The following is a 22,108-nucleotide window of genomic DNA, read 5'->3' as shown; positions in this document are numbered from 1 at the left end:
CCTGGTTCACGCCCGCAGCTTGTCCTGGATGAAGGCGGTCATGTCGGCCAGCGCAACCGGCGTGGCGGCGCTATCGCGTCGCCCCTGGTATTCCAGGCTGCTTTCCTTGAGTCCGCGCTCGCCGATCACCACGCGATGCGGCACGCCGATCAGTTCCCAGTCGGCGAACATCACGCCCGGACGCTCGCCGCGGTCATCAACGATCACATCCACGCCGGCAGCCTGCAATGCCGCATACAGCCGGTCGGTCTCGGCCTTGACCGTCTCGCTGCGGTCGTAGCCCATAGGGCACAGAACGACTTCAAACGGCGCGATCGACACCGGCCAGATGATGCCCTTGTCGTCGAAATTCTGCTCGATGGCAGCGCCCAGGATGCGCGTGATACCGATGCCGTAGCATCCCATCTGCATTAGCGCCGGCTTGCCATTGACGTCAAGGAAGGTCGCCTTCATGTCTTCCGAATAGCGGGTGCCGAGCTGGAACACATGGCCGACTTCGATGCCGCGCTGTATCGCCAGCACGCCCTTGCCGTCCGGCGACGCGTCGCCCTCCACCACATTGCGCAGGTCGCAAACAACGGGCTCGGCAATATCGCGCCCCCAGTTGGCGCCGGTGTAGTGAAAACCTTCCTCGTTGGCGCCACAGACGAAGTCGCTCATCTTGGCAACCGTGCTATCCGCCACGACCTTGACCGGCTTGACGGTGCCGATCGGACCAAGGTAGCCGGGCTTGGTGCCAAACCACTCGATGATTTCCGATTCGGAGGCAAAGCGGTAAGCGCCCAGCCCCGGCACCTTGGATGCCTTCACTTCATTCAGTTCATGGTCGCCGCGCAGCAGGAGCAGCCAAATTTCCTTTTCGCCGCCCTCTTGCTCGGCATCGCGCGCCAGCACGATCGATTTCACGGTCTGCGCCAGAGGCAGGCCAAGCAGTTCGGCCACGTCTTCGCAGCGGGCCTTGCCCGGCGTCGCGGTCCTGGCCAGGGACTGGGCAGGCGCATTGCGCTCGTCCAGCAGCGCCGGCGCTTCCGCCGCCTCAATGTTGGCGGCGTAATCCGAACTCGGGCAGTAGACCAGTGCATCTTCTCCGGTATCGGCAATCACATGGAATTCATGCGAGCCGGAACCGCCAATCGCGCCATTGTCGGCCGCCACCGCACGGAACTGCAGCCCGAAACGGTTGAAGATGCTGACATACGCGTCATACATCTGCTGATAGGAGCGCTGCATGCCCTCAACGTCGCGGTCGAAGGAATAGGCGTCCTTCATCGTGAACTCACGTCCGCGCATCAGGCCGAAGCGTGGACGGCGCTCGTCACGGAACTTGGTCTGGATATGATAGAAATTGACAGGCAGTTGGCGATAGGAACGAATCTCGGTGCGCGCCACGTCGGTGATGACTTCTTCCGATGTCGGCTGGATCGCGTAGTCGCGGCCATGGCGGTCTTTCACCCGCATCAACTCCGGGCCCATCTTGTCCCAGCGCCCGGTTTCCTGCCAGAGTTCCGCAGGCTGCACCACCGGCATCAGCAGTTCCACCGCGCCCGCACGGTTCATTTCCTCCCGGACAATCGCTTCCACCTTGCGTATTACCCGCAGGCCCATGGGCATGTAGGTATAGATGCCTGACCCCAGGCGCTTGATCATACCGGCGCGCATCATCAGCTTGTGACTGACGATCTCGGCGTCCGACGGGGCTTCCTTGAGGGTTGATACAAAAAAACGTGAGGCGCGCATAACGGTGAATTCTTTTTAAAAAGAGAGGGTTATAATCAACTCAATTTTAAAGGATTAGCTGGTTGCCTGTGCCTACTCTTTGCCCGATTGCTCGTTGCAGTAACACCCTGTCGCAGCAGAAAGCGACAGTCATGACAATTGACATGCAAATGCAGCACAGGTAGCCGCAGAAAAACTGAGGTGCAACATGCTGGACCGTGAAGGCTTTCGCCCGAACGTCGGCATCATTCTTCTCAACACACATAACGAAGTGTGGTGGGGAAAGCGAGTGCGCGAACATTCGTGGCAATTTCCGCAAGGCGGAATCAAATTTGGAGAAACACCCGAGCAGGCAATGTATCGCGAGCTCGAAGAAGAAGTCGGCCTGAAGGCGTCGCACGTAAAGATCATCGGCCGCACCCGCGACTGGCTGCGCTATGAAGTGCCCGACCATTTCATCAAGCGTGAAATCCGCGGCCACTACCGTGGACAAAAGCAGATCTGGTTTCTGCTGCGCATGACCGGACGCGACTGTGACGTCAACCTGCGCATGACCGATCACCCAGAATTTGACGCATGGCGGTGGCACAACTATTGGGTGCCGCTCGACGTGGTGATTGAATTCAAGCGCGAGGTCTACCAGCGGGCATTGCAGGAATTGTCACGTTTTCTTCATCGCTCCGGTCACGGCGGCCACCGGCATCCGGCACGTTACCTGCGTCAGCCGGCTGACGCAGGCATGCAGGCGCGCGAGCAGCACAAGCTGCCCGAACTTTGCGAAACGCGGGAAAAGGTGACGCTGATCATCACCGAAACCAACAACAAGTGAGTTTTACATGTTCCTGAACCATCGTAGCCCGGCCATTCTGGCTGCGGCTGCGCTGGCGGCTTTCTTCTGCATTCCGCCAGCGTTTTCGCAATCCGAGTTTGAAGAAGACTTCGACGACTCGGGAAAGACATGGCAGGAAATTGCCGTGCAACTCCCGGCGCCGCCAACACCTGAAAATCTGATTCCCTTCTACGTCAGCGCAACGGCCACGCAAACCTTTGCTATCGATGAGAAATCACTCAGCCTTGGCAAGGATGGCGTCATCCGGTTCACGCTGGTGTCGACCAGCGTCAGTGGCGCAAAAAATATCAGTTATGAAGGTATCCGCTGCGCGAGCTTCGAAAAGAAGTCTTACGCCTATGGCCGCGACGACGGCACCTGGTCACGCTCCCGCCGCGACCAATGGGAACCGATCGTCCGGAATTCGGCTAATCGCCAGCACGGCGTTTTGGCAGTAGATTTTTTCTGCGAAAGCAAGGGGGTTGCGGGCAATCGTGAAACCCTGCTGAAAAGACTTCGCAACAATCAACCGATCAATCCGAAAACAGGCGGCTGACAAGGCTGCGCAACAGCGACGCAGCGCTACGGCAGGGAGCAAGCCTTCCGCCTCGCGATGCGCCGAGGCCAGGGGCTACAGCAAGACCATGTTGTCGCGATGAATCAGCTCAGGTTCTTCCACAAAACCCAGGATGGACTCGATTTCGGATGACGGACGGCGCAGGATCCGACGCGCTTCCGAACTGGAATAATTCGTGATGCCACGCGCCAGCGCCCGGCCCTGCCCGTCCAGACAGGTGATCACGTCGCCACGGCCGAAATCGCCGCTGACTTCCACTACGCCGATGGGCAGCAGCGATTTGCCATGCGCGGTCAGTACCTGTACCGCGCCCTCGTCGAGAATCACGCTGCCCGCGGTCTGAAGGTGATCCGCCATCCACTGCTTGCGCGCAGTAAGCTGTGCGGTCTGCGCAGTCAGTTGGGTCCCTATCATCTCGCCGCTGGCCAGGCGCGACAGCACCCGGTCTTCCCTGCCCCAGGCAATCACGGTGTGCGCACCCGATGTCGCGGCGCGCTTGGCTGCCAGGATCTTGGTCAGCATGCCGCCTCGTCCGATGCCGGTGCCGGCGCCGCCTGCCATTGCCTCGAGCGCCGGGTCGCCCGCCTTGGCCTCGTCAACAAAACGGGCCTGTGGATCGCGCCGTGGATCCGCAGTGTACAAGCCGCGCTGGTCGGTGAGGATGATCAAGGCATCGCCTTCGATCAGGTTGGCCACCAGCGCGCCAAGGGTATCGTTGTCGCCAAACTTGATCTCGTCGGTGACCACCGTATCGTTCTCGTTGATGATCGGAATCACTCCGAATTTCAGCAGCGTAAACAAGGTCGAACGCGCATTCAGGTAGCGCTCTCGATCGGCCAGATCGGCATGTGTCAGCAAAACCTGCGCCGTACCCAACCGGTGGGCGCGAAAACTGGTTTCGTAGATCTGCGCCAGCCCCATCTGGCCAACGGCAGCGCACGCCTGCAGCTCATGGATGCCGGTAGGCCGCTTCTCGAATCCCAGGCGCTGCATGCCTTCCGCAATCGCGCCGGAGCTTACCAGCACCACTTCCTTGCCCAGTGCGCGCAGTTGCGCAATCTGCTCCGCCCATTTCGCGATGGCGACATGGTCCAGGCCCTTGCCATCATTGGTGACCAGGGATGAACCTACCTTGATGATCAGGCGCTTTGCATTGTGGATGACGGAATTCATGGAAGCATGGAGGAGTGATAGCCCGGCAATTATAAAGGGCGCCCGAGGCGCCCTGCGAAACAACATGCCTTGCGGCTTAATCGAGAATCTTGAAGCGCGGATCGTCCGGATCGATGGAGTTGATGCCACGCGCCGCTTCTTCCATCTGCGGCGATGCCTCGACGCGCTGCTCCAGCTGCTTTTGCTCGGCCAGGTAGTGATAGATATCCTGGACCAGCTCTTCACAGCCGTCGCGGGTCAGTGCCGAAATTTCATACACCGGCCCCTTCCATCCGAAACGCTTGATGAAGTCCTTGACGCGCTTCTTGCGCTCATCTTCAGGCACCATGTCGAGCTTGTTCAACACCAGCCAGCGCGGTTTTTCATACAGCGACTCGTCGTACTTCTGCAGTTCCTTCACGATCGCCTTGGCTTCCTTGACCGGGTCGACATTATCGAATGGCGCCAGGTCGACGATATGCAGCAGCAGGCGCGTGCGCTGCAGATGACGCAGGAACTGGATGCCCAGGCCGGCGCCTTCGGCGGCGCCTTCGATCAGGCCGGGGATGTCGGCAATCACGAAGCTTTTTTCATGGCTTACCCGCACCATGCCCAGATTGGGATGCAGCGTCGTGAACGGATAGTCGGCAATCTTCGGACGTGCATTCGACACGGCGGTGATGAAGGTCGACTTGCCGGCATTCGGCATGCCCAGCAGGCCCACATCGGCCAGCACCTTCAGCTCCAGCCGCAGCTCGCGGCGCTCGCCTTCCTTGCCTTCAGTCTTCTGGCGCGGCGCACGATTGGTCGAAGTCTTGAAGTGGATATTGCCCCAGCCGCCCTCGCCGCCCTTGGCAAGCAGCACCTGCTGGCCATGCTCGGTCAGGTCCGCCACGATCTCGCCATCGTTCTGGTCGATGATCAGGGTGCCCACGGGCATGCGCAGCATGATGTCGTCAGCGCCCTTGCCGTAACAGTCCGAACCGCGGCCGTTTTCGCCGTTCCTGGCCTTGTGCAGCTTGGAGAAGCGGTAATCCACCAGCGTATTGATATTCCGGTCGGCCACGGCCCAGATACTGCCGCCCTTGCCGCCGTCGCCGCCATCGGGACCGCCGAAGGGACGGAATTTTTCACGGCAAAAGGAAGCCACGCCGTTGCCGCCGTCGCCCGCAATGACCTCGATTTTTGCTTCGTCTATGAACTTCATGATTTGTGCCGCCCAAAAACTAAAAAGGCCCTACCGGAGGCAGAGCCTTTTCGATGAAGGCTTGCGCCTCATTTGATGCGTATTCTGTCGATTACGCAGGTACCACGGTAACCGTATGACGCTGCAGGGCGCCTTTGGTTGCAAACTGCACCTTGCCGTCGATCAGCGCGAACAGGGTGTGGTCCTTGCCCATGCCGACGTTTTCACCAGCGTGCACCTTGGTGCCGCGCTGACGGATGATGATGCCGCCGGCGTTGATCGCCTGGCCGCCGTAGACTTTCACGCCCAGTCGTTTTGACTCGGAATCGCGACCGTTGCGCGTAGTGCCGCCGCCTTTTTTGTGTGCCATTTCAGACTCCTTGGTATCGGGTTGGTCAGGTCAACGATTAGCCGTTGATCGAGACGATTTGCAGTTCGGTGTAGTTTTGGCGATGGCCCTGATGCTTCTGGTAATGCTTACGACGACGCATCTTGAAAATCTTCACCTTATCGTGGCGACCGTGCGCCACAACCGTAGCCAGGACCGTAGCACCTTCGACCAACGGCGCACCAAACTTGATGGTGTCGCCTGCGCCCACTGCGAGGACTTGATCTAACGTGACTTCGGAACCAATGTCTGCCGGTATCTGTTCTACTTTGAATTTTTCGCCAGCGACAACCTTGTATTGCTTGCCACCGGTTTTTATGACCGCGTACATGTGAAACCTCATCAATTGATTAAAGGACTTTTCCCTTGGACTGCCCGCGGGGCTTGAACCCTGCGAAATCAGGAAAACCGCGGATTATACATAAATTTTCGCCGCGCGGCAAAGTCGCTGAGAATTGCGCGTCAATCCATAGCCCGGCCCTCGCATAGAGGGGGCTCATGGCGTGTCCGCCTGCTCATCGTATAATTCGCTCACTCGAAGATTACTAGCAGGTTTACCTTGTCCGCCACGCCAACTACCGTCTCGTCCCGCCTGTTAAGCGATGCCATCGCCGCTGATACCGACGCGGTCAATCGCGTCATACGCCGCGAGCTGCATTCTGAAGTTCCTCTGGTCAACCAGATTGCGGACTACATCATCAGCGCTGGCGGGAAACGGATCAGGCCCACACTGGTATTGCTGTTTGCGAATGCCTGGGGATACCGCGGCATGGAACATCATGCGCTAGCGGCGATTGTCGAGTTCATCCACACAGCCACCCTGCTGCATGACGATGTCGTCGATGAGTCTTCGATGCGGCGCGGGCGCAAGACTGCCAATGCGTTGTTTGGGAATGCCGCCTCTGTTCTGGTTGGCGACTTTCTTTATTCCCGCTCGTTCCAGATGATGGTGGCGCTCCGCAATATGCGGGTCATGCAGATCCTGGCGGACGCAACCAATGTGATTGCCGAAGGCGAGGTACTGCAACTGCTGAACATGCATGATCCCGATGTGTCCGAGGCGCGTTATTTGCAGGTAATCCGCTCCAAGACCGCAAAGCTGTTCGAAGCCGCTGCCCAGCTGGGCGCATTGATTGCCGGCGCTCCCGATGAGCAAATCGAAGCGGCAGCCGAATATGGCCGCTCCCTGGGGACCGCGTTCCAGCTGATCGACGATGTCCTGGACTATTCAGGCAATGCCGACGATATCGGCAAGAATGTCGGCGACGATCTGCGCGAAGGCAAACCCACGCTGCCACTGATCTATCTGATGCAACATGGCACGCCAGAACAAAAAGAACTGGTGCGCACTTGCATAGAAACCGGCGATGAGCAGCATTTCGATGCCGTGCTGGCAGCAGTGACAGAGTCCGGCGCGCTGCAATATACCCGTGAGAAGGCGACTTTGGCAGCCGATGCAGCAAGGGCAACGATTGTTGGCCTGCCTTCTAGCGATTTCAAAAATTCTTTGCTACACTTATGCGCCTTCGCAGTTGACCGCAATCACTAACAGCGGTTGAACAGCAAGCATTGCATTGGTCATCGGGGTGTAGCTTAGCCTGGTAGAGCGCTACGTTCGGGACGTAGAGGCCGGAGGTTCGAATCCTCTCACCCCGACCAGACATTGCAATACATGTCGACAGTCAATCCGGCATTGCAATGCGATCACCTGGCAGCCGGCATCTTCTGGCATCCTGTCTACTTTTCGGATTTTCCTCCCCTCAGCAAGCTCTTCCCTGACTGTTCTGCCGCTGCCCTCCATCATGGCCGTGCGCCGCATTGGCTCGTGCAACACGGCTTGAGCTACAATCCGGTTTCATTTCATCGAAAGCAGCAGCAATGGCAATAAAGAGCTCGCATATCCTGATATGCCGCAACGACAACATCGGGGATGTCGTACTCACACTGCCTATCACCGCCTGGCTGAAGGAGCATTTCCCGTCCGTGAAAATCAGCGTCATGTGCCGCGGCTATGCCGCTGCGGTAGTGCGGCGCTGCAGTACGGTCGACGATGTGGTGGAATGCGAGAGCGTGATAGACGATCCCGTACGCTATTTCAGGCAGTCCGATATCGATACCGTCATTTTTGCCCAGCCGGACCGGCGATTTGCCATTGCGGCCTTCAAGGCAGGCATCAAACACCGGATCGGCAATGCGCGGCAGAAGGTTTACCAGCTTCTTTTCTGCAATCGGCGCGTACGTTTTTCCAAGCGCACCACCGATCTTCATGAAGCCCAGATCAATTTCGAGTTCCTTCGTCCGTTCGGGCTCGGCAGCATCCCGGATCTGGAAACGATCGCCGGGCTTTACCAATTCAAACCGGAGACGGATGCGCAGATCAGCGCATTGCTGGCGCCGCACCGCTTCAATCTGATCATCCATACCAAGTCGAACGGACACGGACGCGAATGGCCGATCGGCCATTTCGCCAGGCTGGCTGACATCCTGAAGACGCAGCCGGACATCCATCTATGGGCGACCGGAAGCGCGGTTGAAGGCCGCTGGCTGGAGGAACATGCCACCGCCCTGCTGGAGTCGCAGAATGTGAGCAATGTATGCGGCAAGCTGACGCTGGCACAACTTGGCGTGATGATCAGTCTGGCCGACGGACTGATTGCGAGCGGCACCGGCCCGCTGCATCTCTCCGCGGCGCTAGGGCAGCGCACGCTGGGCCTGTTTCCGCCGACCAGGCCCATGCATCCGGGCAGATGGGCGCCAGTGGGACCGCGCGCGCAAAGCCTGTTCATGCCCACGTCATGCCCCAATTGCCGCAAAAAGACGGCACCGAGCTGTGAATGCATGGAGAACATCACACCGGAAGCTGTCAGCGAGATCGTGCTGCAATGGACAGAGGAAGCGGGGCGCGAGAAGCACGCCAGGAACGAGGCCTGCAGTACTTGATCAACTACGATGGCAATGCTTGCCCGCAGCACCGGAGAAGAATTTGAATTACATGAAGTGGGTCGTCCTGTCGCTGGTGATTACTTTCCCGGCACTGGCGATTGTGGTACACAGCGCGGCAAATGCTTGCCTGTTTCTCCTGCTTGCATGCGCCATGGTGGCGGCCGGCTTTGGCATGAAGCCGCTCGACATCAGCCTTTCGACGTTTCTACGGCGTTACTGGCCCTTGCATCTGGCCATGGCAGCATGGTTGATCAGCGTATTCCTGAACCAGGCGTCGCTCGGCAGTTTCGCAGTCAAGCATTACGATCGCGCACTGCGGATCGCGGTCTTCGCTCCAGTCATGTGGATCCTGCTGCTGCTGCCGTTTAGTTACCTGAAAAGCCTGCAATGGACCGCGATGGCCGGACTGATCAGCGCGACGGTCAAGGCTTACATCGCCACCAGCGGCGGCGCCGAACGCCCCACCGACATCGGCTTCCTTTCGACCATCGCCTATTCCGACATTGCCCTTCTGCTCGGGATACTGGTGTTTCTTTCACTGGGATGGGAGCAGCGGCGCCGGCCTTCGATGACCGTGTTGAAAAGCGCCGCCCTCCTTGCCGGCATATACACCACTGCACTGACCGCCACGCGCGGCAGTTGGCTTGCCATCCTGGCCGCAATTGCGATCATCTTCTTTAACAGCGACAGCGTTTCCCTCCGTCGCAAGCTTCTGATCGCCTTCAGCGGCCTGCTGCTGGTCGGCGCCATTTTCTCGACCAGCAGCGGGCCGCACCGGCTCAATGAAGCGGTTGCGGAAGTCAGCAATTACCAGAGGGGCATCGACATGGACACCTCGGTGGGCATGCGGCTGCAGATGTGGCACGGCGCCTGGCTGCTGTTTCAGGAGCGCCCCCTGTTTGGCATTGGGAAGGATAACTATAGCCTCGGCATGGAGCGCCTCGCAAAGGCAGGCATCGTTAGCGAGGCAGCGGCGCACTATGCGCATTCCCACAATGAGCTGCTGTTCAATTTGACCATCAACGGCATCGTTGGATTCCTGGCGACCCTGGCGATCTACTTCGCGCCAGCCTTTTACTTTTTCCATGACCGGAGGCATCCCGATCGCCAGATCCGGACCAGCGCCCTGATGGGCATCATGGTGTGTGTCTGCTATTTCCTCTTTGGCCTGACGGATCTGATGTTCTTCTGGACCGGTATAGGCAGTTTTTATACGCTGTGCACTGCGCTGCTGCTCGCCAGCATCATCAGGCGCAAACATGAAAACGCTTTAGCGGCACCGGGGGCGTGGACAAGCGCTGCCTCTCGCTAACCATGTCGCCTCCAGTCATTTAACGCATCTGTCAGCAACCACTGTCAGGCTAGACTGCAGTTGACCCATCACCCGGTTGACCGGGATGGCATCGACCCATTCCCTGCGAGTTGCTGTCGTAATCACCGCGCTGTTTTTCTCGTCGATCGGCGCCCACTCGGGATTTTTCTGGCGCATCAGGGCCAGCACGGGAACACCAACTGCATTTGCCAGATGCATCACTGCGGTTTCAACGGAAATGATGAGATCACATAGCCGCAGCATTGCAGGCAGTTGAAAGAAGTTCTCTTCCGCGCTGAACAATTCGGTCCGCGCCAAATTGTGTTTGCCTATCATGACCCTGGCGCGCTCCAGTTCCTGGGGCACGGCATTGACGATGAAGCAGGCATCGCGCCACGCTTCCTGTGCCTGCATCGCCTTGATCAGCTCGGCCACCTTGTCCAGCGGCCAGCAACGCTTCTTCGTCTTGGCAAACGGATTGATGAAAACAATCTTTCCATTACCTGGATAAAACCCCCAGAGTGCGAGCTGTCGCTGCGCCGCATCCAGCCACTGCTCCGGTATGTCGACAAAGGGATGGCGCGCCGACTCCGGCACATCAAGCCCGAACAACTGTTGAAACCAGCCGGCATAGGTATCCGTAATATGCATTTGCGCTGCGCCTGCCTCTTTCGGCGGGATTGCGACATCAAGCTTGCGATAGGCAGGCTGATGGTGCAGTTCAAAAAGCTTCAGTGGCGGCTTGATGCCGGCAACGAAACCATGGGGACTGATCTCCCGAGCAAGGCCCGCATAAAAATGCGGACGCAATGTGGCGAGCGACACCACGAGCGGGTAATGCTCGGACTGCGCTTCAACGATGGACTCGCGCAACAATTGCGGGCTATAGGTACGGTCGTAGATTTTTTCAAAAAACGGGCATTGTGCTACCCAATCGTAGAGCGAATACTTTTTCAGAAATTTCCACTCTGCGGACTTGCTGGTGCGCCTGACCTCGTCCACCCACAGGTGTACCCTTAGATGCGGGTAGGCCTGCGAAAAACGCTGGAAGAAGTTTTGCAAATAGGTAAAATCGCCGAGTGCGAGGTGCGCGATGAAAAGTATCTTGTCGCTCTTGCGTAAAAGATCGGCGGAAATCTTCGGGGAAGCTGAAGTCATGCTTGTGTTTGTCCTGGCCGCGCATCGCGGGACCGTCAATGCACCTTGGTCAGCGCGTCCGGCTTGTGCGCCGCTTCAGCGCCGGTCTTGTCGCTTTCAACCAGGTATTGCGGCTCCTCCGGAGAAGCTGTCACATGGTGACCCTTGATATCGATGGGCGCCGTCAGTTTTTTCTTGACAGTGCCGGTAATAATGCCCTGCGCCGAATGCCACTGCACCTTGTCGCCTTTCTTGAACGTGGTCGCCATGTCCGCTCCTGTCTGCAAGATGGTTTGCAAAAATGATCGCCATTATAGAGGGCGCAGGCGGTTGCGACGAATGCGAGCCGGGGTCGGCCTTGCTCAGCCCGTACGCTGTCGTGGAAGCAGGCCCAGCATCATCTTGGCGGCATAGACAACCAGCAGGGTGCCGTTCAGGTCGCCCGCCGCCATCACCAGAAAACTCTTCAGCAGCGGACGCGGCGGCTCATAGATTGCAAACCAGATGTGATGCAACAAGGGGCTTGCCAGCGAGCAGGCGATAATACAGATGAGTAAACGCGCTGAAGTCAGGTTGGCGAGGGAGGAGCGCAGGCCATAGGCCTGCTGCGCCACCAGGTAGACGCCATAGGGAGCGACGGTCGCCACGATGCCGCCGGCAAATGCCCGCATGAAGTCATTCGGGAAAAAATAAAAGAAAGACACCAGCCATGAAACGATCAGCAAGCCGAGCGCCCCCGCCCCCCCGAACAGCAGCGTCGACAGCAAACGCACGCCGGCCGGCAGATAGATCCAGTTGATGCCGGGAACGAGTTCGGCGTAACTGAACAGCCATTCATTAATGCAAAGCATTAAAATAAAGAGAAAAATGGTAGCAAGCACCATGGTAAATTGCAGTCGAAATTGTGACATTCGGGAAACGAATTATTAATAGGATAGAATCTGGCCCGGTTTCATGCGCATGATAAACCGCCTGATACCGTCCGCGAATCCACGCATACGAACGCCAATGAAAAGACAGACCCGCCCAGCCGACATCTATCTGCGTTTTCTGCAACTGGCCGATGCAATCCGAGGGCTTCCATCGTTGCCATCGCTGGATCCGCTCGAGGAGCGCATTCTGGCGATGGTTGCCCGTGCCGGCAAGGAACAGCAGCGGCTCTGCGTGCGCGACATGATGGCGAAGGAAGAGCTGGGTTCCCCCGCAACGGTTCACAACCGGCTTAAATCGATGCGCGAGAAAGGGTGGATCATGCTGAGCGACACGGAAGACAGCCGGCGCAAGCAGATCGAACTGACACAGGCCGCGTTGATGCATTTTGACAAGCTGTCAAAATGCCTGGTCGAAGCCGCCAAGGGCAGTTGAGCATGCGGCCATGCCCGAACGGCTTGTAGCGCCGAGCCGACCTGCATTACATTGTTGGCGCCGACTTTTCTTTCCATTACCGTCGCACTGTGCCCGAGACGGCATGCGCAGCAGCGGCCAGATTTCCAGGATCACTGATTGGACGCCGTCCCCCTGTGGGCGCAAATTCTTGCGCTGACTGTACTGATCTGCATTTCCGCATTCTTTGCAATGACCGAGACGGCCCTGATGGCGGCCAACCGGCATCGCCTGCGTCATCTCGCGCAAGGAGGCAACAAGGGGGCGGCATCGGCGATCTGGCTGCTGGAACGCACCGACCGCATGCTGACTGTTGTGCTGATTGCCAGCACGCTGATCAATGCCGTCGCCACCGCGCTGGTGACGCTAATCGCCGTGACCATGTTTGGCAACCAGGAAACCGTGCTTGTCGTTGCGATCGTGCTGGTATCGCTGCTGCTGATCATTTTTGCGCAGATCCTGCCGAAGATCCTCGGCGCAAGCCATCCGGAACGCATTGCCTTGCCTGCCAGCCGCGCGCTGCGTCCGCTGCTGGTCCTGGCCAGCCCCATGATCTGGCTGGTGCATCTGCTCATCAGCGGCCTGTTGCGGCTCATGCACATTCGGGTTGGCGCCGGGGCCAACGAGCAGCGGCTGTCGGCAGACGAGTTGCGGGCGATCGTCATGGAAGGCGGCAATGTGATGCCGAAGAAGCACCGGGCCATCCTGCTCAACCTGTTCGACCTGGAAAAGATTTCGGTGGAAGACGTGATGACGCCGCGCGCCCAGATCGAGTCCCTGGACCTGTCCGCGCCGGTGGAGGAGATCAGGCATCAGCTCACTACCTGCTACCACAACAAGCTGCCGGTTCACCAGGGCGGCATTAACCAGGTGCTTGGCATTCTGCATGTGCGCAAGGCGGTGGCTCTGCTGAACCAGGAGGAAGCACTGACAGCGGACGATTTTCGCCGCCTTCTGACGCCGCCCTATTTCATTCCGCAAGACACCGATGTGTTTGCCCAGATGCAGTATTTTCAGGAAAACCATGAGCGGCTGGGGCTGATCGTGGATGAATACGGCGAGGTGCAGGGCTTGGTGACACTGGATGACCTGATCGAGGAAATCGTCGGTGAATTCACCACTTCCGCGCCGGGCGGATCGCGTTCAGACAGCCACGGCTGGGACGCTCACGGCGAGTGCCTGATCGAAGGCTCGGCCACGCTGCGTGAAATTAACAAGCGGCTGGGGCTTCATTTTCCGCTCGACGGGCCGAAAACCATGAATGGCCTGCTGTTGGAATGGCTGCAGGATATTCCCGAACCCCATGTGGCATTGAAGCTGGCGGGCTGCGTGATTGAAATCGTCCAGGTACAAAATCAGGCGATCAAAGTGGTAAAACTGGTACAGCCGGGAAAGAAATAAGTTTCTTCTGGTAAACTAATGTGCGTTTATCGTCTTGCAGTTCAGCCATACGAACAGCATGACGAAATCAGACTAAATTTCTTTACAGATCAATACCTTATAGGCATCATCTGAGCATTTTTATCCTGCCGGCGTAACTTTCTACACATCCCAACATGGCGGCAAATCCTCCGAATACCGTGTCCAGCATGCCTCTGTCCGGTCTTGCCCGTTCACTGTCCCAGGCCGGGCGCCTGAGCATGACGCAGGCGGAGGCCTGCAGCAGGAAGGCAGCAAGCGAAAAGATATCGCTGATTGATGCGCTGCTCGAGGAAAAGGCAATCGACTCCAGGTCGCTGGCTATTTTCTGCGCCGAGACGTTCGGCTATCCCTTGCTGGAGTTATCCGCCTTCAACCTCGGCAACCTGCCGGAAAAGGCGATTGACCCCAAGCTGATGCAAAGCCAACGGGTAATGGCGCTGGCCAAGCGTGGCAACCGACTGTCAGTGGCGCTTTCCGACCCCACCAATACCCAGGCGCTGGAACAGATCAAGTTCCAGACCGAGATGACGGTCGAACCGGTCATCGTCGATCACCAGCAACTGGTGCGGGCCATCGAGAAGCTGAACCAGAGCGCGGAGCAGAATCTCAACGAACTGATTGGCGACGATCTCGACAACATCGACTTCGCCGACGACGATGCCGCCGCGAATACCGCCGCGGATGGGCTGTCGACCGATATCGACGATGCTCCGGTGGTGCGCTTTTTGCAGAAGATCCTGATCGACGCGATCAACATGGGCGCGTCCGACCTGCATTTCGAGCCTTTTGAAAAGTATTACCAGATCCGTTTCCGGGTGGATGGCGTATTGCGCGAGGTGGCGCAGCCGCCGCTGGCGATCAAGGAAAAGCTGGCTTCGCGCATCAAGGTCATTTCCAAGCTCGACATTTCCGAAAAACGGGTTCCGCAGGACGGGCGCATGAAGCTGGTGCTGTCAAAGACGCGCGCCATCGACTTTCGCGTCAGCACCCTGCCAACGCTGTTCGGCGAAAAGATCGTGATGCGCATCCTGGATGCGACGCAGGCACAGATGGGCATCGAGTCGCTGGGCTATGAACCGTACCAGAAGGACCTGCTGATGGATGCGATCCAGCGTCCCTACGGCATGGTACTGGTGACGGGGCCGACCGGATCCGGCAAGACCGTCTCGCTCTACACATGCCTCAACATCCTGAACCAGCCCGGCATCAACATCTCGACCGCAGAAGATCCGGCCGAAATCAACCTGCCTGGCGTCAACCAGGTCAATGTGAACGACCGCGCCGGCCTGACCTTTCCTGTGGCACTGAAGGCGTTTCTGCGGCAGGACCCTGACATCATCATGGTCGGCGAGATTCGCGACCTCGAAACAGCCGACATTGCGATCAAGGCGGCGCAAACCGGCCACATGGTGTTTTCGACGCTGCATACCAATGATGCGCCGTCGACCCTGACCCGATTGATGAACATGGGCGTGGCGCCGTTCAACATCGCCTCATCGGTGATCATGATCACCGCGCAGCGCCTGGCGCGCCGGCTCTGCTCCTGCAAGCAGCCAACCGTGATTCCCGATGAATCCCTGCTCGAGGCCGGTTACACCGAAGACGAACTGGACGGCACCTGGACGCCTTACAAGGCAGTCGGCTGCGAACGCTGCAACGGCAGCGGCTACAAGGGACGAGTCGGCATTTACCAGATCATGCCGATTTCGGAAGCCATTGAAAAAATCATCCTGGCGCATGGCACCGCGCTGGAAATCGAAGCGCAAGCCAGGCTCGACGGCGTCAAGACGCTGCGCGAGGCGGGACTGGCCAAAGTCAGAAGCGGCCTGACCAGCCTCGAAGAAGTGCTGGGCTGCACCAACATCTAAAGGAAAATCCCATGGCCAGTGGCGCAAGCGTTCACAACATCAAGGAATCGATCTACGCCTGGGAAGGCCGCGACCGCAGCGGCAAGCAGGTACGCGGCGAACTGCGCGCCAGCGGCGAGAACGTGGTCAGCGCCACGCTGCGGCGCCAGGGTATTCTGGTGCACAAGGTCAAGAAGCGCACGCTGCGCAGCGGCCGAAAGGTAACCGAAAAGGACATCACGCTCTTCACCCGGCAGCTGGCGACCATGATGAAGGCTGGCGTGCCGCTGCTGCAGTCCTTCGACATCGTCGCCAAGGGCCATTCCAATCCTTCAGTGTCCAAGCTGGTTCAGGACATTCGCGGCGATGTGGAAACCGGCACCAGCCTGAACCAGGCATTCCGCAAGTTTCCGCTCTATTTCGATCCGCTGTTCTGCAATCTGGTTGCCGCCGGCGAACAGGCCGGCATCCTGGAAGACCTGCTGACCAGGCTGGCGATCTACAAGGAAAAAACCCTGGCCATCAAGGGCAAGATCAAGTCGGCGATGTTCTACCCCGTCTCCATCCTGGCGGTGGCCTTCATCGTCACCGCCGTGATCATGATCTGGGTGGTGCCTGCCTTCAAGGAAGTATTCACCAGCTTTGGCGCCGACCTGCCGGCGCCGACGCTGATGGTCATGGCCATGTCCGACTTTTTCGTGGCCAACTGGTACTTCATCTTCGGCGGCCTGTTCGGCAGCCTCTACCTGTTCTTTCAGGCCTGGCGCCGATCGCCTGCCATGCAGCGCAGGATGGATGCGCTGCTGCTGAAGGCGCCCATCTTCGGTCCGGTGGTGCGCAAGGCCACCATCGCGCGCTGGACACGCACCCTGGCCACGATGTTCGCCGCCGGCGTGCCGCTGGTCGAATCGCTCGACTCGGTCGGCGGCGCGTCCGGCAATGCTGTCTACCAGGATGCCACCCGCAAGATACAGACCGAAGTCAGCACCGGCACCAGCCTGACGATTGCGATGCAGAATGCCGACGTGTTTCCGAATATGGTCACGCAGATGGTCGCCATCGGCGAGGAATCGGGCGCGCTGGACCAGATGCTGGGCAAGGTTGCCGATTTCTATGAGGATGAAGTCGACCAGGCAGTGGAATCCCTGTCCAGCCTGATGGAACCGCTGATCATGGTGATCCTGGGCGTGCTGATCGGCGGCCTTGTGGTGGCGATGTATCTGCCTATCTTCAAGCTGGGTTCGGTGGTTTGAAGACGGTTCGCGGGCAGCCATTCCAGGTTGCCCTGACTTTGCGCTGAAGGTAATCAGTCATACCAATCCCAATCCATAACGTCCCGGACGAAACCGATGGATTTTTTCGTCTGGCAAGACGAGTGGGGAGTCAACAGCCGAGCTATTGACGACGATCCCAGCGCAGCCAGGCGGAACAAGATGCGGTTTCATCGGACGTTATGGCTTGGGTTTGGTATTAGATGCAGCAAGAGCGGTTGATCCGGCTTTTCCCGCCGGGCTGTGCAGTTTGCAGCACCGGCAAGTCCAGTGGTTTTCCAGCGTGGCTCATTGCACTGCATAACGGGAAACCGCATCCTCATTCCAGGCGAGGCCAAGTCCGTCTCCCCTCGCGCAGACGGTGCCGTTCGTTACCTGATAAGGCCTTTCCAGGATCGCCCCGGCAAAATCAAGGTATTCCAGCCAGTCGCAGGTGGGCGTCACCGGCAGCGTATGGGAGCTGGCTTCGACGAAGATATGGCTTGAAAGCGGCAGGGATGCGGCATCCGCCTGCGCGGCGGCGGCCATCCAGCCGGTGATGCCACCGATCTTCATCATGTCCACCATCACGAAGTCGGAGGCGCCGGCGCTGATGGCGCGTTGCATGTCACGGGGGAACCACCAGTTTTCACCGGTCTGGATCGGCACGCTGGCCGATGCCTTTACCCTGGCATGTCCTTGCAGATCCTGCGCCGACACCGGCTCTTCAATCCAGTAGGGATCGAACTCGGCAAGTCTTGCGATGCGATGGCAGGCTTCCATCGGACCGAGGCTCTGGTTGAAGTCGAGCATCAGGGCAATGTCGGGTCCGATCATTTGCCGCACCGCGGCGACGGAGGCGATATCCTGCGCCAGCGTCTCGGCGCCCACCTTGATCTTGATGCCGCGGAAGCCCTGGTCCAGGGAGCGCTGTATCTGTGCGGCGTCGGCAACCGGGTCGACGAATCCATAGCTGTCATAGGCCCGTATCGGCCTTGGCTCGCCGCCCAGCAGCGAGACGACCGGCTTGCCCGCTGCCTTGCCCAGGATGTCCCAGAAAGCCATGTCCAGGCCGGACAGCACCATGCCAAGCAGGCCCTGTGTTCCCAGCAGCCGGAATTGCAGGTCGAGTTCCTTCATTCTTTCGAAAGGAACGACCTGTTTGCCTTTCAGCAGCTCGCCCAGGCTTTCAGCCAGCTTCACAAGAGGAACCAGCGTAAGCGGGGTGTAGCCAAACAGATAGGCGTTTCCTGTGACGCCCTGCTCGGTATGCACGTCCAGCAGCACCAGCGGCGCAGCGGGTATCGTGCCCATGGCGGTGCGCACCGGGCGGCCGATCGGCGCGACCACGGCACGCGCCACGACATTGCGGATGATGGGCGGTGCATCGTGCATTGTTGTGTCTCCTCTGGTTTTAAAGAGTGCTCATTAAGGCAGCGATCGGCATGTGATGCAACAGGCGCTCGCGTTGGAGGAAAATCAGCCGGCTGCCACACGTGGGCTTTGCTGCCCGGCTGATACGCACTCTGTGCCTTGAGTCACTCCTCTGCGAGCCACTGCCGCAATGGATTGCCCTCAGGCGTTCCTGCGGTGCTCCAGGAAAAAGCGCAGCATTTCGCGCGATGCATCCGGCCCCTGCGGATCGGTGTAGGAGCCGCGCCGGCTGCCGCCTGACCAGGCATGGCCGCTGCCATGGACTGTCCAGTGCTCGGCCAGCAGCTTGCCCGTGCTGTCGCGGTGTATTGCCCTGGTATAGCCGCGCCCGTTCGTCGCCTTGCCCTTCTCTACGGAAGCACCGCTGGCACGCCCTGCGGTGCGTTGCGCCAGCACGGCCTGGCCGTTGCGCGGATGGACGGTCTTGTCGGCGTCGCCATGGAACACGATCAGCGGAATGCCGGCGGCGCGTGCCGACTTCACGGTACCGTTCTTCATCGCAGCGAAGGCTGAAGGCACATCGTGCGCCGCGCCGGTCGGCAATCCGGAATGGATGCCGGCGGCTGCGAACAGGTCGGGATATTCGGTTGCCAGGATGGCCGCCATGGCGCCGCCAGCCGATAGCCCGGCGACATAGACCCGCGCCGGATCGGCCTGGTGGTTGCGCAGGATGTCGCGGGCAATGGCGGCGATGATGGCCGGCTCGCCGCGCTCGCGCCGCTGGTCGCCGGCCTGGAACCAGTTCCAGCAATTGGAGCCGTTTGCATTCTTCGACTGCGCCGGGTAGGCGACCAGGCAGCCATGCTCCTCCGCCAGCGCATTCATGCCGGTGCCGGCGGCGAAGTCGTCCGGATGCTGCTTGCAGCCGTGCAGCATGACCACCAGTGCGCCGCCCGGCGCATAGCTCGTCGGTATGTACAGCTTGTAGGTGCGGCTGCCTGCCGGCGTGCTGGCAGTCAGATTCAGGAACTTGCCCTTGAGCGGACCCTGCCCCTCGCCGCCCCCCGGCTGCACGTCCTGCACATCCTGCACTCCTGCATTGGCCATCCTTGCGCGCAGCCGCTGCGCCAGGCCCGAGAACCCGGCGCGCGGCGGCTGGGGCGGCTCTCCGGCGGCGCTGACCGGATTGATGTCGATCAGGACCTCGGGCTGTCCCTGCCCCGATGGCGTGGCAGACGGTGCGGCAGGCGTCGCGCCGCCGTTGAGCGCGCGCTGGATGGCGGCGGTGGCGGCCATCGGGCCTTCCGTTTGCAGCAGCTGCGCGGCTTCCTGCATTTGCGCCAGAAATTGCTGGTTGATGTTCATGTGGTGCTTTCCTGAGTTCGTTTAATGTATCCGCCCGGCCAATGCGGCCTTGACGGCTGGGCTGGCATGCAGCGCGCCCAGTACGGAAATGTCGGTGATGGTGGCCAGCGCCAGTTCCGGCGTCACGTCGTGCGCTATCGTGGCCAAACCCAGCACCTGGATGCGCAGCGTCTGACCGGCGGCCTGCAGGGCTTCCAGGTCGGCGCGGGAAAAATGCTGAAGACCCAGCACCAGGCTCTTGCGCGTGACGGTCTGGCGTATCACGTCGGCATGGGCGACCAGTTGGTTGCGTATGGCCGTGCGTATCAGGTCGGTGCGGTTGGAATAAAAGCCTTCCTGGACCAGCAGGTCGATCTGGCCGAGATCCACCAGGCCCAGGTTGATGGTCACCTTTTCGGTGTCGTTCGCCTTGACTGGCAGGGATGGCTGTACGGTCGGCTGTGTCATTTAAGTTGGCTCCTCCATTGCTTGGGATCTGCGCGGCATCTAAATGGAATCTAAATGGAATCCATATACCATCCAAATGGAGTATATAGACTGTGAAGCCCGTGTCAAACCTTTTTTAACATTGCAAAAATGCATCAACGTATGCCTGTGGACGCTGGGCTGGCCGTCTAACCGAAGCGATGCGGGACGTGGTACGGCATACCGTGGAGATGCGACGGCGTGGCTGCGGGGACGCGCTGGAAAACGGAAGCCGATGAATGGATGGACTTGGGATGGGAACGGGATTGGAACGGGATTGGAACAGGCGGAGCTTAGCTACCGCACAGGCGGAAAAGGAAATTGCGATCGATGCGGAAGTAGCCCCCGCAGTGCGGCGCCCGATAGTTGGCTCGCGCATGCGCGCCGGGCAATGCCGGACATGAATGTTCATGCCGGCGCATCATCAGTGAGCGTCCCGCATTGCGGAGACAGTCAACGACCTGGCCGTCTTATCTTCCACAAGGTTCGAGACTGCATGTCCGGCTGCTTCATGAACGAGGAAACGCCGCGGCCAACCGGTCGCGGCGGGAACGACCTTACCGCCTTACTTCAGCCATCCCCGCTTCCTGAAATACCAGAACGGCGTGATCGCGCTTGCCACCATCAGCACCAGCGCAAAGGGATAACCGAAATCCCAGTTCAGTTCCGGCAGCAGCCGGAAGTTCATGCCGTAAATGCTGGCGATCAGCGTCGGCGGCAGGAAGGCGACCGATGCCACCGAGAAGATCTTGATGATCTTGTTCTGGTTGATGTTGATGAAGCCGACGGTGGCATCCATCAGGAAGTTGATCTTGTCAAACAGGAAGGCGGTGTGGCCATCCAGCGATTCGATGTCGCGCAGGATCTGGCGCGCTTCCTCGAACTGGTCGGCATTGAGCAGGCGGCCGCGCATCAGGAAGCTGACCGCGCGCCGGGTGTCCATCATGTTGCGGCGGATGCGGCCGTTCAAGTCCTCTTCCTGGGCGATCGCGTTGAGCGACTCGGCCGCGTCCTGGTCGGTGAAGTCCTTCTGCAGCACGCTGCGGCTGACTTCCTCCAGGCTCTGGTAGATGCCTTCCAGCGCGTCGGCCGAGTACTCGGCATCGGTGGCGTACAGGTCCAGCAGCACATCCTTGTAGTCGTCGATCGAGCCGGGCCGGGAGCGGGCGCGCATGCGCACCAGGCGAAACACCGGCAGGTCGTCGGTATGCACCGAGAACAGCATGTTGCGCGCCAGGATGAACGCCACCGTCACCACCCGCGCCGGGCCGTCGTCGTCCTCCAGCAGGAAGTCGGTGCGCAGGTGCAGGTCGCCATTCTCGGCTTCGTAATAGCGGGCCGATGCCTCGATGTCCTTGACCTCATCCTCGCCCGGCAGCGTCACGCCATAGATGCTGCGGACCCAGTTGCGCTCTTCATCATTGGGGTCGGTCAGGTCCACCCAGACCGGCACGGCCTGCACCAGGTCGTCGCGGCTGTTGATATTGACCTGGTTCAGCCGGCCGTTTTGCAGCACAAATACATTGATCATCTGACCTCCCGCCCGCAGCGCTCGCGCAAGCGCAGCGCCCCCCGGCATGCGCCAGGGGTGTATAACAAATCAGGGAACGCGGCCGATACGGCCTTTTGGATGCGCCCGCCCACCAAAACTGGCGAGAGGCGACTGGGGAATGCAGCGCGCTATCTCGCCAACCGGCCATGCAAAGATGGCCGCATGTCTGAATAAGGACTACCCAAGTCGGGTCTCCAGGAACAAAAACAG

The 22,108-nt window shown here is 59.4% G+C and carries 21 protein-coding genes and 1 tRNA gene; 10 read left to right on the top strand and 12 right to left on the bottom strand.

The window, feature by feature from the left end; all coding sequences use genetic code 11:
• Positions 1–6 precede the first annotated feature (6 nt).
• Complete coding sequence (locus IGW04_RS03445) at positions 7–1,737, bottom strand: proline--tRNA ligase (RefSeq protein ID WP_194711624.1); 1,731 nt, start codon at positions 1,735–1,737, stop codon at positions 7–9.
• Between the two features lie 187 nt (positions 1,738–1,924).
• Here IGW04_RS03445 and IGW04_RS03440 point away from each other — a divergent pair, with 187 nt between their 5' ends.
• Positions 1,925–2,545 (top strand): RNA pyrophosphohydrolase, encoded by a 621-nt coding sequence (locus IGW04_RS03440; protein WP_194711623.1) that lies wholly within the window; start codon positions 1,925–1,927, stop codon positions 2,543–2,545.
• A gap of 7 nt (positions 2,546–2,552) precedes the next feature.
• Entirely contained in the window at positions 2,553–3,101 is a 549-nt protein-coding gene (locus IGW04_RS03435) for a CNP1-like family protein (protein ID WP_194711622.1), read from the top strand.
• Positions 3,102–3,176: 75 nt separating this feature from the next.
• On the opposite strand, the gene proB is transcribed toward IGW04_RS03435, so the two are convergent.
• From proB to rplU, 4 genes are all read right to left on the bottom strand, one after another.
• Positions 3,177–4,295, bottom strand: coding sequence for a glutamate 5-kinase (gene proB / locus IGW04_RS03430; RefSeq protein WP_194711621.1), 1,119 nt, complete (start codon positions 4,293–4,295; stop codon positions 3,177–3,179).
• A 76-nt stretch (positions 4,296–4,371) separates the two neighbouring features.
• Positions 4,372–5,481 (bottom strand): Obg family GTPase CgtA, encoded by a 1,110-nt coding sequence (gene cgtA, locus IGW04_RS03425; protein WP_194711620.1) that lies wholly within the window; start codon positions 5,479–5,481, stop codon positions 4,372–4,374.
• A gap of 91 nt (positions 5,482–5,572) precedes the next feature.
• Positions 5,573–5,830, bottom strand: coding sequence for a 50S ribosomal protein L27 (gene rpmA / locus IGW04_RS03420; RefSeq protein WP_194711619.1), 258 nt, complete (start codon positions 5,828–5,830; stop codon positions 5,573–5,575).
• A 37-nt stretch (positions 5,831–5,867) separates the two neighbouring features.
• Positions 5,868–6,179, bottom strand: coding sequence for a 50S ribosomal protein L21 (rplU, locus tag IGW04_RS03415; protein WP_194711618.1), 312 nt, complete (start codon positions 6,177–6,179; stop codon positions 5,868–5,870).
• Between the two features lie 228 nt (positions 6,180–6,407).
• Between rplU and ispB the strand changes: the two genes are divergently transcribed.
• The 4 genes from ispB (at position 6,408) to IGW04_RS03395 (ending at position 10,103) form a co-directional block, all read left to right on the top strand.
• Positions 6,408–7,397 (top strand): octaprenyl diphosphate synthase, encoded by a 990-nt coding sequence (gene ispB / locus IGW04_RS03410; RefSeq protein WP_194711617.1) that lies wholly within the window; start codon positions 6,408–6,410, stop codon positions 7,395–7,397.
• 33 nt (positions 7,398–7,430) lie between these two features.
• A tRNA-Pro gene (locus IGW04_RS03405) sits at positions 7,431–7,507 on the top strand.
• A 219-nt stretch (positions 7,508–7,726) separates the two neighbouring features.
• Positions 7,727–8,788, top strand: coding sequence for a glycosyltransferase family 9 protein (locus IGW04_RS03400; RefSeq protein WP_194711616.1), 1,062 nt, complete (start codon positions 7,727–7,729; stop codon positions 8,786–8,788).
• A gap of 52 nt (positions 8,789–8,840) precedes the next feature.
• Complete coding sequence (locus IGW04_RS03395; RefSeq protein WP_228526837.1) at positions 8,841–10,103, top strand: O-antigen ligase family protein; 1,263 nt, start codon at positions 8,841–8,843, stop codon at positions 10,101–10,103.
• Positions 10,104–10,118: 15 nt separating this feature from the next.
• Here IGW04_RS03395 and IGW04_RS03390 read toward each other — a convergent pair whose 3' ends face one another.
• The 3 genes from IGW04_RS03390 to IGW04_RS03380 form a co-directional block, all read right to left on the bottom strand.
• Positions 10,119–11,261: a glycosyltransferase family 9 protein gene (locus tag IGW04_RS03390; protein WP_194711614.1), complete on the bottom strand. Its 1,143-nt coding sequence runs from the start codon at positions 11,259–11,261 to the stop codon at positions 10,119–10,121.
• A 35-nt stretch (positions 11,262–11,296) separates the two neighbouring features.
• Entirely contained in the window at positions 11,297–11,509 is a 213-nt protein-coding gene (locus IGW04_RS03385; protein ID WP_194711613.1) for a hypervirulence associated TUDOR domain-containing protein, read from the bottom strand.
• Positions 11,510–11,602: 93 nt separating this feature from the next.
• The gene (locus IGW04_RS03380; protein ID WP_194711612.1) at positions 11,603–12,151 is read right to left on the bottom strand and encodes a hypothetical protein; all 549 of its coding nucleotides are present in this window, start codon (positions 12,149–12,151) and stop codon (positions 11,603–11,605) included.
• A gap of 97 nt (positions 12,152–12,248) precedes the next feature.
• Between IGW04_RS03380 and IGW04_RS03375 the strand changes: the two genes are divergently transcribed.
• The 4 genes from IGW04_RS03375 to IGW04_RS03360 all read left to right on the top strand — a co-directional run bounded on the left by IGW04_RS03375 (position 12,249) and on the right by IGW04_RS03360 (position 17,145).
• Complete coding sequence (locus IGW04_RS03375; RefSeq protein WP_194711611.1) at positions 12,249–12,605, top strand: winged helix-turn-helix domain-containing protein; 357 nt, start codon at positions 12,249–12,251, stop codon at positions 12,603–12,605.
• 138 nt (positions 12,606–12,743) lie between these two features.
• Positions 12,744–14,024, top strand: coding sequence for an HlyC/CorC family transporter (locus IGW04_RS03370; protein ID WP_194711610.1), 1,281 nt, complete (start codon positions 12,744–12,746; stop codon positions 14,022–14,024).
• Between the two features lie 155 nt (positions 14,025–14,179).
• Entirely contained in the window at positions 14,180–15,913 is a 1,734-nt protein-coding gene (pilB, locus tag IGW04_RS03365) for a type IV-A pilus assembly ATPase PilB (RefSeq protein ID WP_194711609.1), read from the top strand.
• Positions 15,914–15,924: 11 nt separating this feature from the next.
• Positions 15,925–17,145 carry a type II secretion system F family protein gene (locus IGW04_RS03360; protein ID WP_194711608.1) on the top strand — a complete coding sequence of 407 codons (1,221 nt, stop codon included), beginning with the start codon at positions 15,925–15,927 and terminating at the stop codon, positions 17,143–17,145.
• A gap of 306 nt (positions 17,146–17,451) precedes the next feature.
• Here IGW04_RS03360 and IGW04_RS03355 read toward each other — a convergent pair whose 3' ends face one another.
• The 4 genes from IGW04_RS03355 to corA form a co-directional block, all read right to left on the bottom strand.
• Positions 17,452–18,537, bottom strand: a complete 1,086-nt coding sequence (locus IGW04_RS03355; RefSeq protein WP_194711607.1) for an enolase C-terminal domain-like protein — start codon at positions 18,535–18,537, stop codon at positions 17,452–17,454.
• A gap of 180 nt (positions 18,538–18,717) precedes the next feature.
• A complete protein-coding gene (locus IGW04_RS03350) occupies positions 18,718–19,881 on the bottom strand; it encodes an extracellular catalytic domain type 1 short-chain-length polyhydroxyalkanoate depolymerase (protein WP_194711606.1) in 1,164 nt (387 codons plus the stop codon).
• Positions 19,882–19,902: 21 nt separating this feature from the next.
• The gene (locus IGW04_RS03345; protein WP_194711605.1) at positions 19,903–20,328 is read right to left on the bottom strand and encodes a CopG family transcriptional regulator; all 426 of its coding nucleotides are present in this window, start codon (positions 20,326–20,328) and stop codon (positions 19,903–19,905) included.
• A gap of 583 nt (positions 20,329–20,911) precedes the next feature.
• The gene (corA, locus tag IGW04_RS03340) at positions 20,912–21,877 is read right to left on the bottom strand and encodes a magnesium/cobalt transporter CorA (RefSeq protein WP_194711604.1); all 966 of its coding nucleotides are present in this window, start codon (positions 21,875–21,877) and stop codon (positions 20,912–20,914) included.
• Positions 21,878–22,108 lie beyond the last annotated feature (231 nt).

It is taken from the genome of Noviherbaspirillum soli (assembly GCF_015352955.1).
GTDB classification, from domain to species: Bacteria; Pseudomonadota; Gammaproteobacteria; order Burkholderiales; family Burkholderiaceae_D; genus Noviherbaspirillum_A; species Noviherbaspirillum_A soli.
Note: the sequence above shows the minus strand (reverse complement) of the source record. Positions and strands in the feature narration are given on the sequence as shown.

Bases quoted from the DNA above. Each gene is read 5' to 3' on its own strand.
- IGW04_RS03445 (WP_194711624.1), bottom strand. From the start codon at position 1,737: ATGCGCGCCTCACGTTTTTTTGTATCAACCCTCAAGGAAGCCCCGTCG.
- IGW04_RS03440 (WP_194711623.1), top strand. From the start codon at position 1,925: ATGCTGGACCGTGAAGGCTTTCGCCCGAACGTCGGCATCATTCTTCTC.
- IGW04_RS03435 (WP_194711622.1), top strand. From the start codon at position 2,553: ATGTTCCTGAACCATCGTAGCCCGGCCATTCTGGCTGCGGCTGCGCTG.
- proB (WP_194711621.1), bottom strand. From the start codon at position 4,295: ATGAATTCCGTCATCCACAATGCAAAGCGCCTGATCATCAAGGTAGGT.
- cgtA (WP_194711620.1), bottom strand. From the start codon at position 5,481: ATGAAGTTCATAGACGAAGCAAAAATCGAGGTCATTGCGGGCGACGGC.
- rpmA (WP_194711619.1), bottom strand. From the start codon at position 5,830: ATGGCACACAAAAAAGGCGGCGGCACTACGCGCAACGGTCGCGATTCC.
- rplU (WP_194711618.1), bottom strand. From the start codon at position 6,179: ATGTACGCGGTCATAAAAACCGGTGGCAAGCAATACAAGGTTGTCGCT.
- IGW04_RS03400 (WP_194711616.1), top strand. From the start codon at position 7,727: ATGGCAATAAAGAGCTCGCATATCCTGATATGCCGCAACGACAACATC.
- IGW04_RS03395 (WP_228526837.1), top strand. From the start codon at position 8,841: ATGAAGTGGGTCGTCCTGTCGCTGGTGATTACTTTCCCGGCACTGGCG.
- IGW04_RS03390 (WP_194711614.1), bottom strand. From the start codon at position 11,261: ATGACTTCAGCTTCCCCGAAGATTTCCGCCGATCTTTTACGCAAGAGC.
- IGW04_RS03385 (WP_194711613.1), bottom strand. From the start codon at position 11,509: ATGGCGACCACGTTCAAGAAAGGCGACAAGGTGCAGTGGCATTCGGCG.
- IGW04_RS03380 (WP_194711612.1), bottom strand. From the start codon at position 12,151: ATGTCACAATTTCGACTGCAATTTACCATGGTGCTTGCTACCATTTTT.
- IGW04_RS03375 (WP_194711611.1), top strand. From the start codon at position 12,249: ATGAAAAGACAGACCCGCCCAGCCGACATCTATCTGCGTTTTCTGCAA.
- pilB (WP_194711609.1), top strand. From the start codon at position 14,180: ATGGCGGCAAATCCTCCGAATACCGTGTCCAGCATGCCTCTGTCCGGT.
- IGW04_RS03360 (WP_194711608.1), top strand. From the start codon at position 15,925: ATGGCCAGTGGCGCAAGCGTTCACAACATCAAGGAATCGATCTACGCC.
- IGW04_RS03355 (WP_194711607.1), bottom strand. From the start codon at position 18,537: ATGCACGATGCACCGCCCATCATCCGCAATGTCGTGGCGCGTGCCGTG.
- IGW04_RS03350 (WP_194711606.1), bottom strand. From the start codon at position 19,881: ATGAACATCAACCAGCAATTTCTGGCGCAAATGCAGGAAGCCGCGCAG.
- IGW04_RS03345 (WP_194711605.1), bottom strand. From the start codon at position 20,328: ATGACACAGCCGACCGTACAGCCATCCCTGCCAGTCAAGGCGAACGAC.
- corA (WP_194711604.1), bottom strand. From the start codon at position 21,877: ATGATCAATGTATTTGTGCTGCAAAACGGCCGGCTGAACCAGGTCAAT.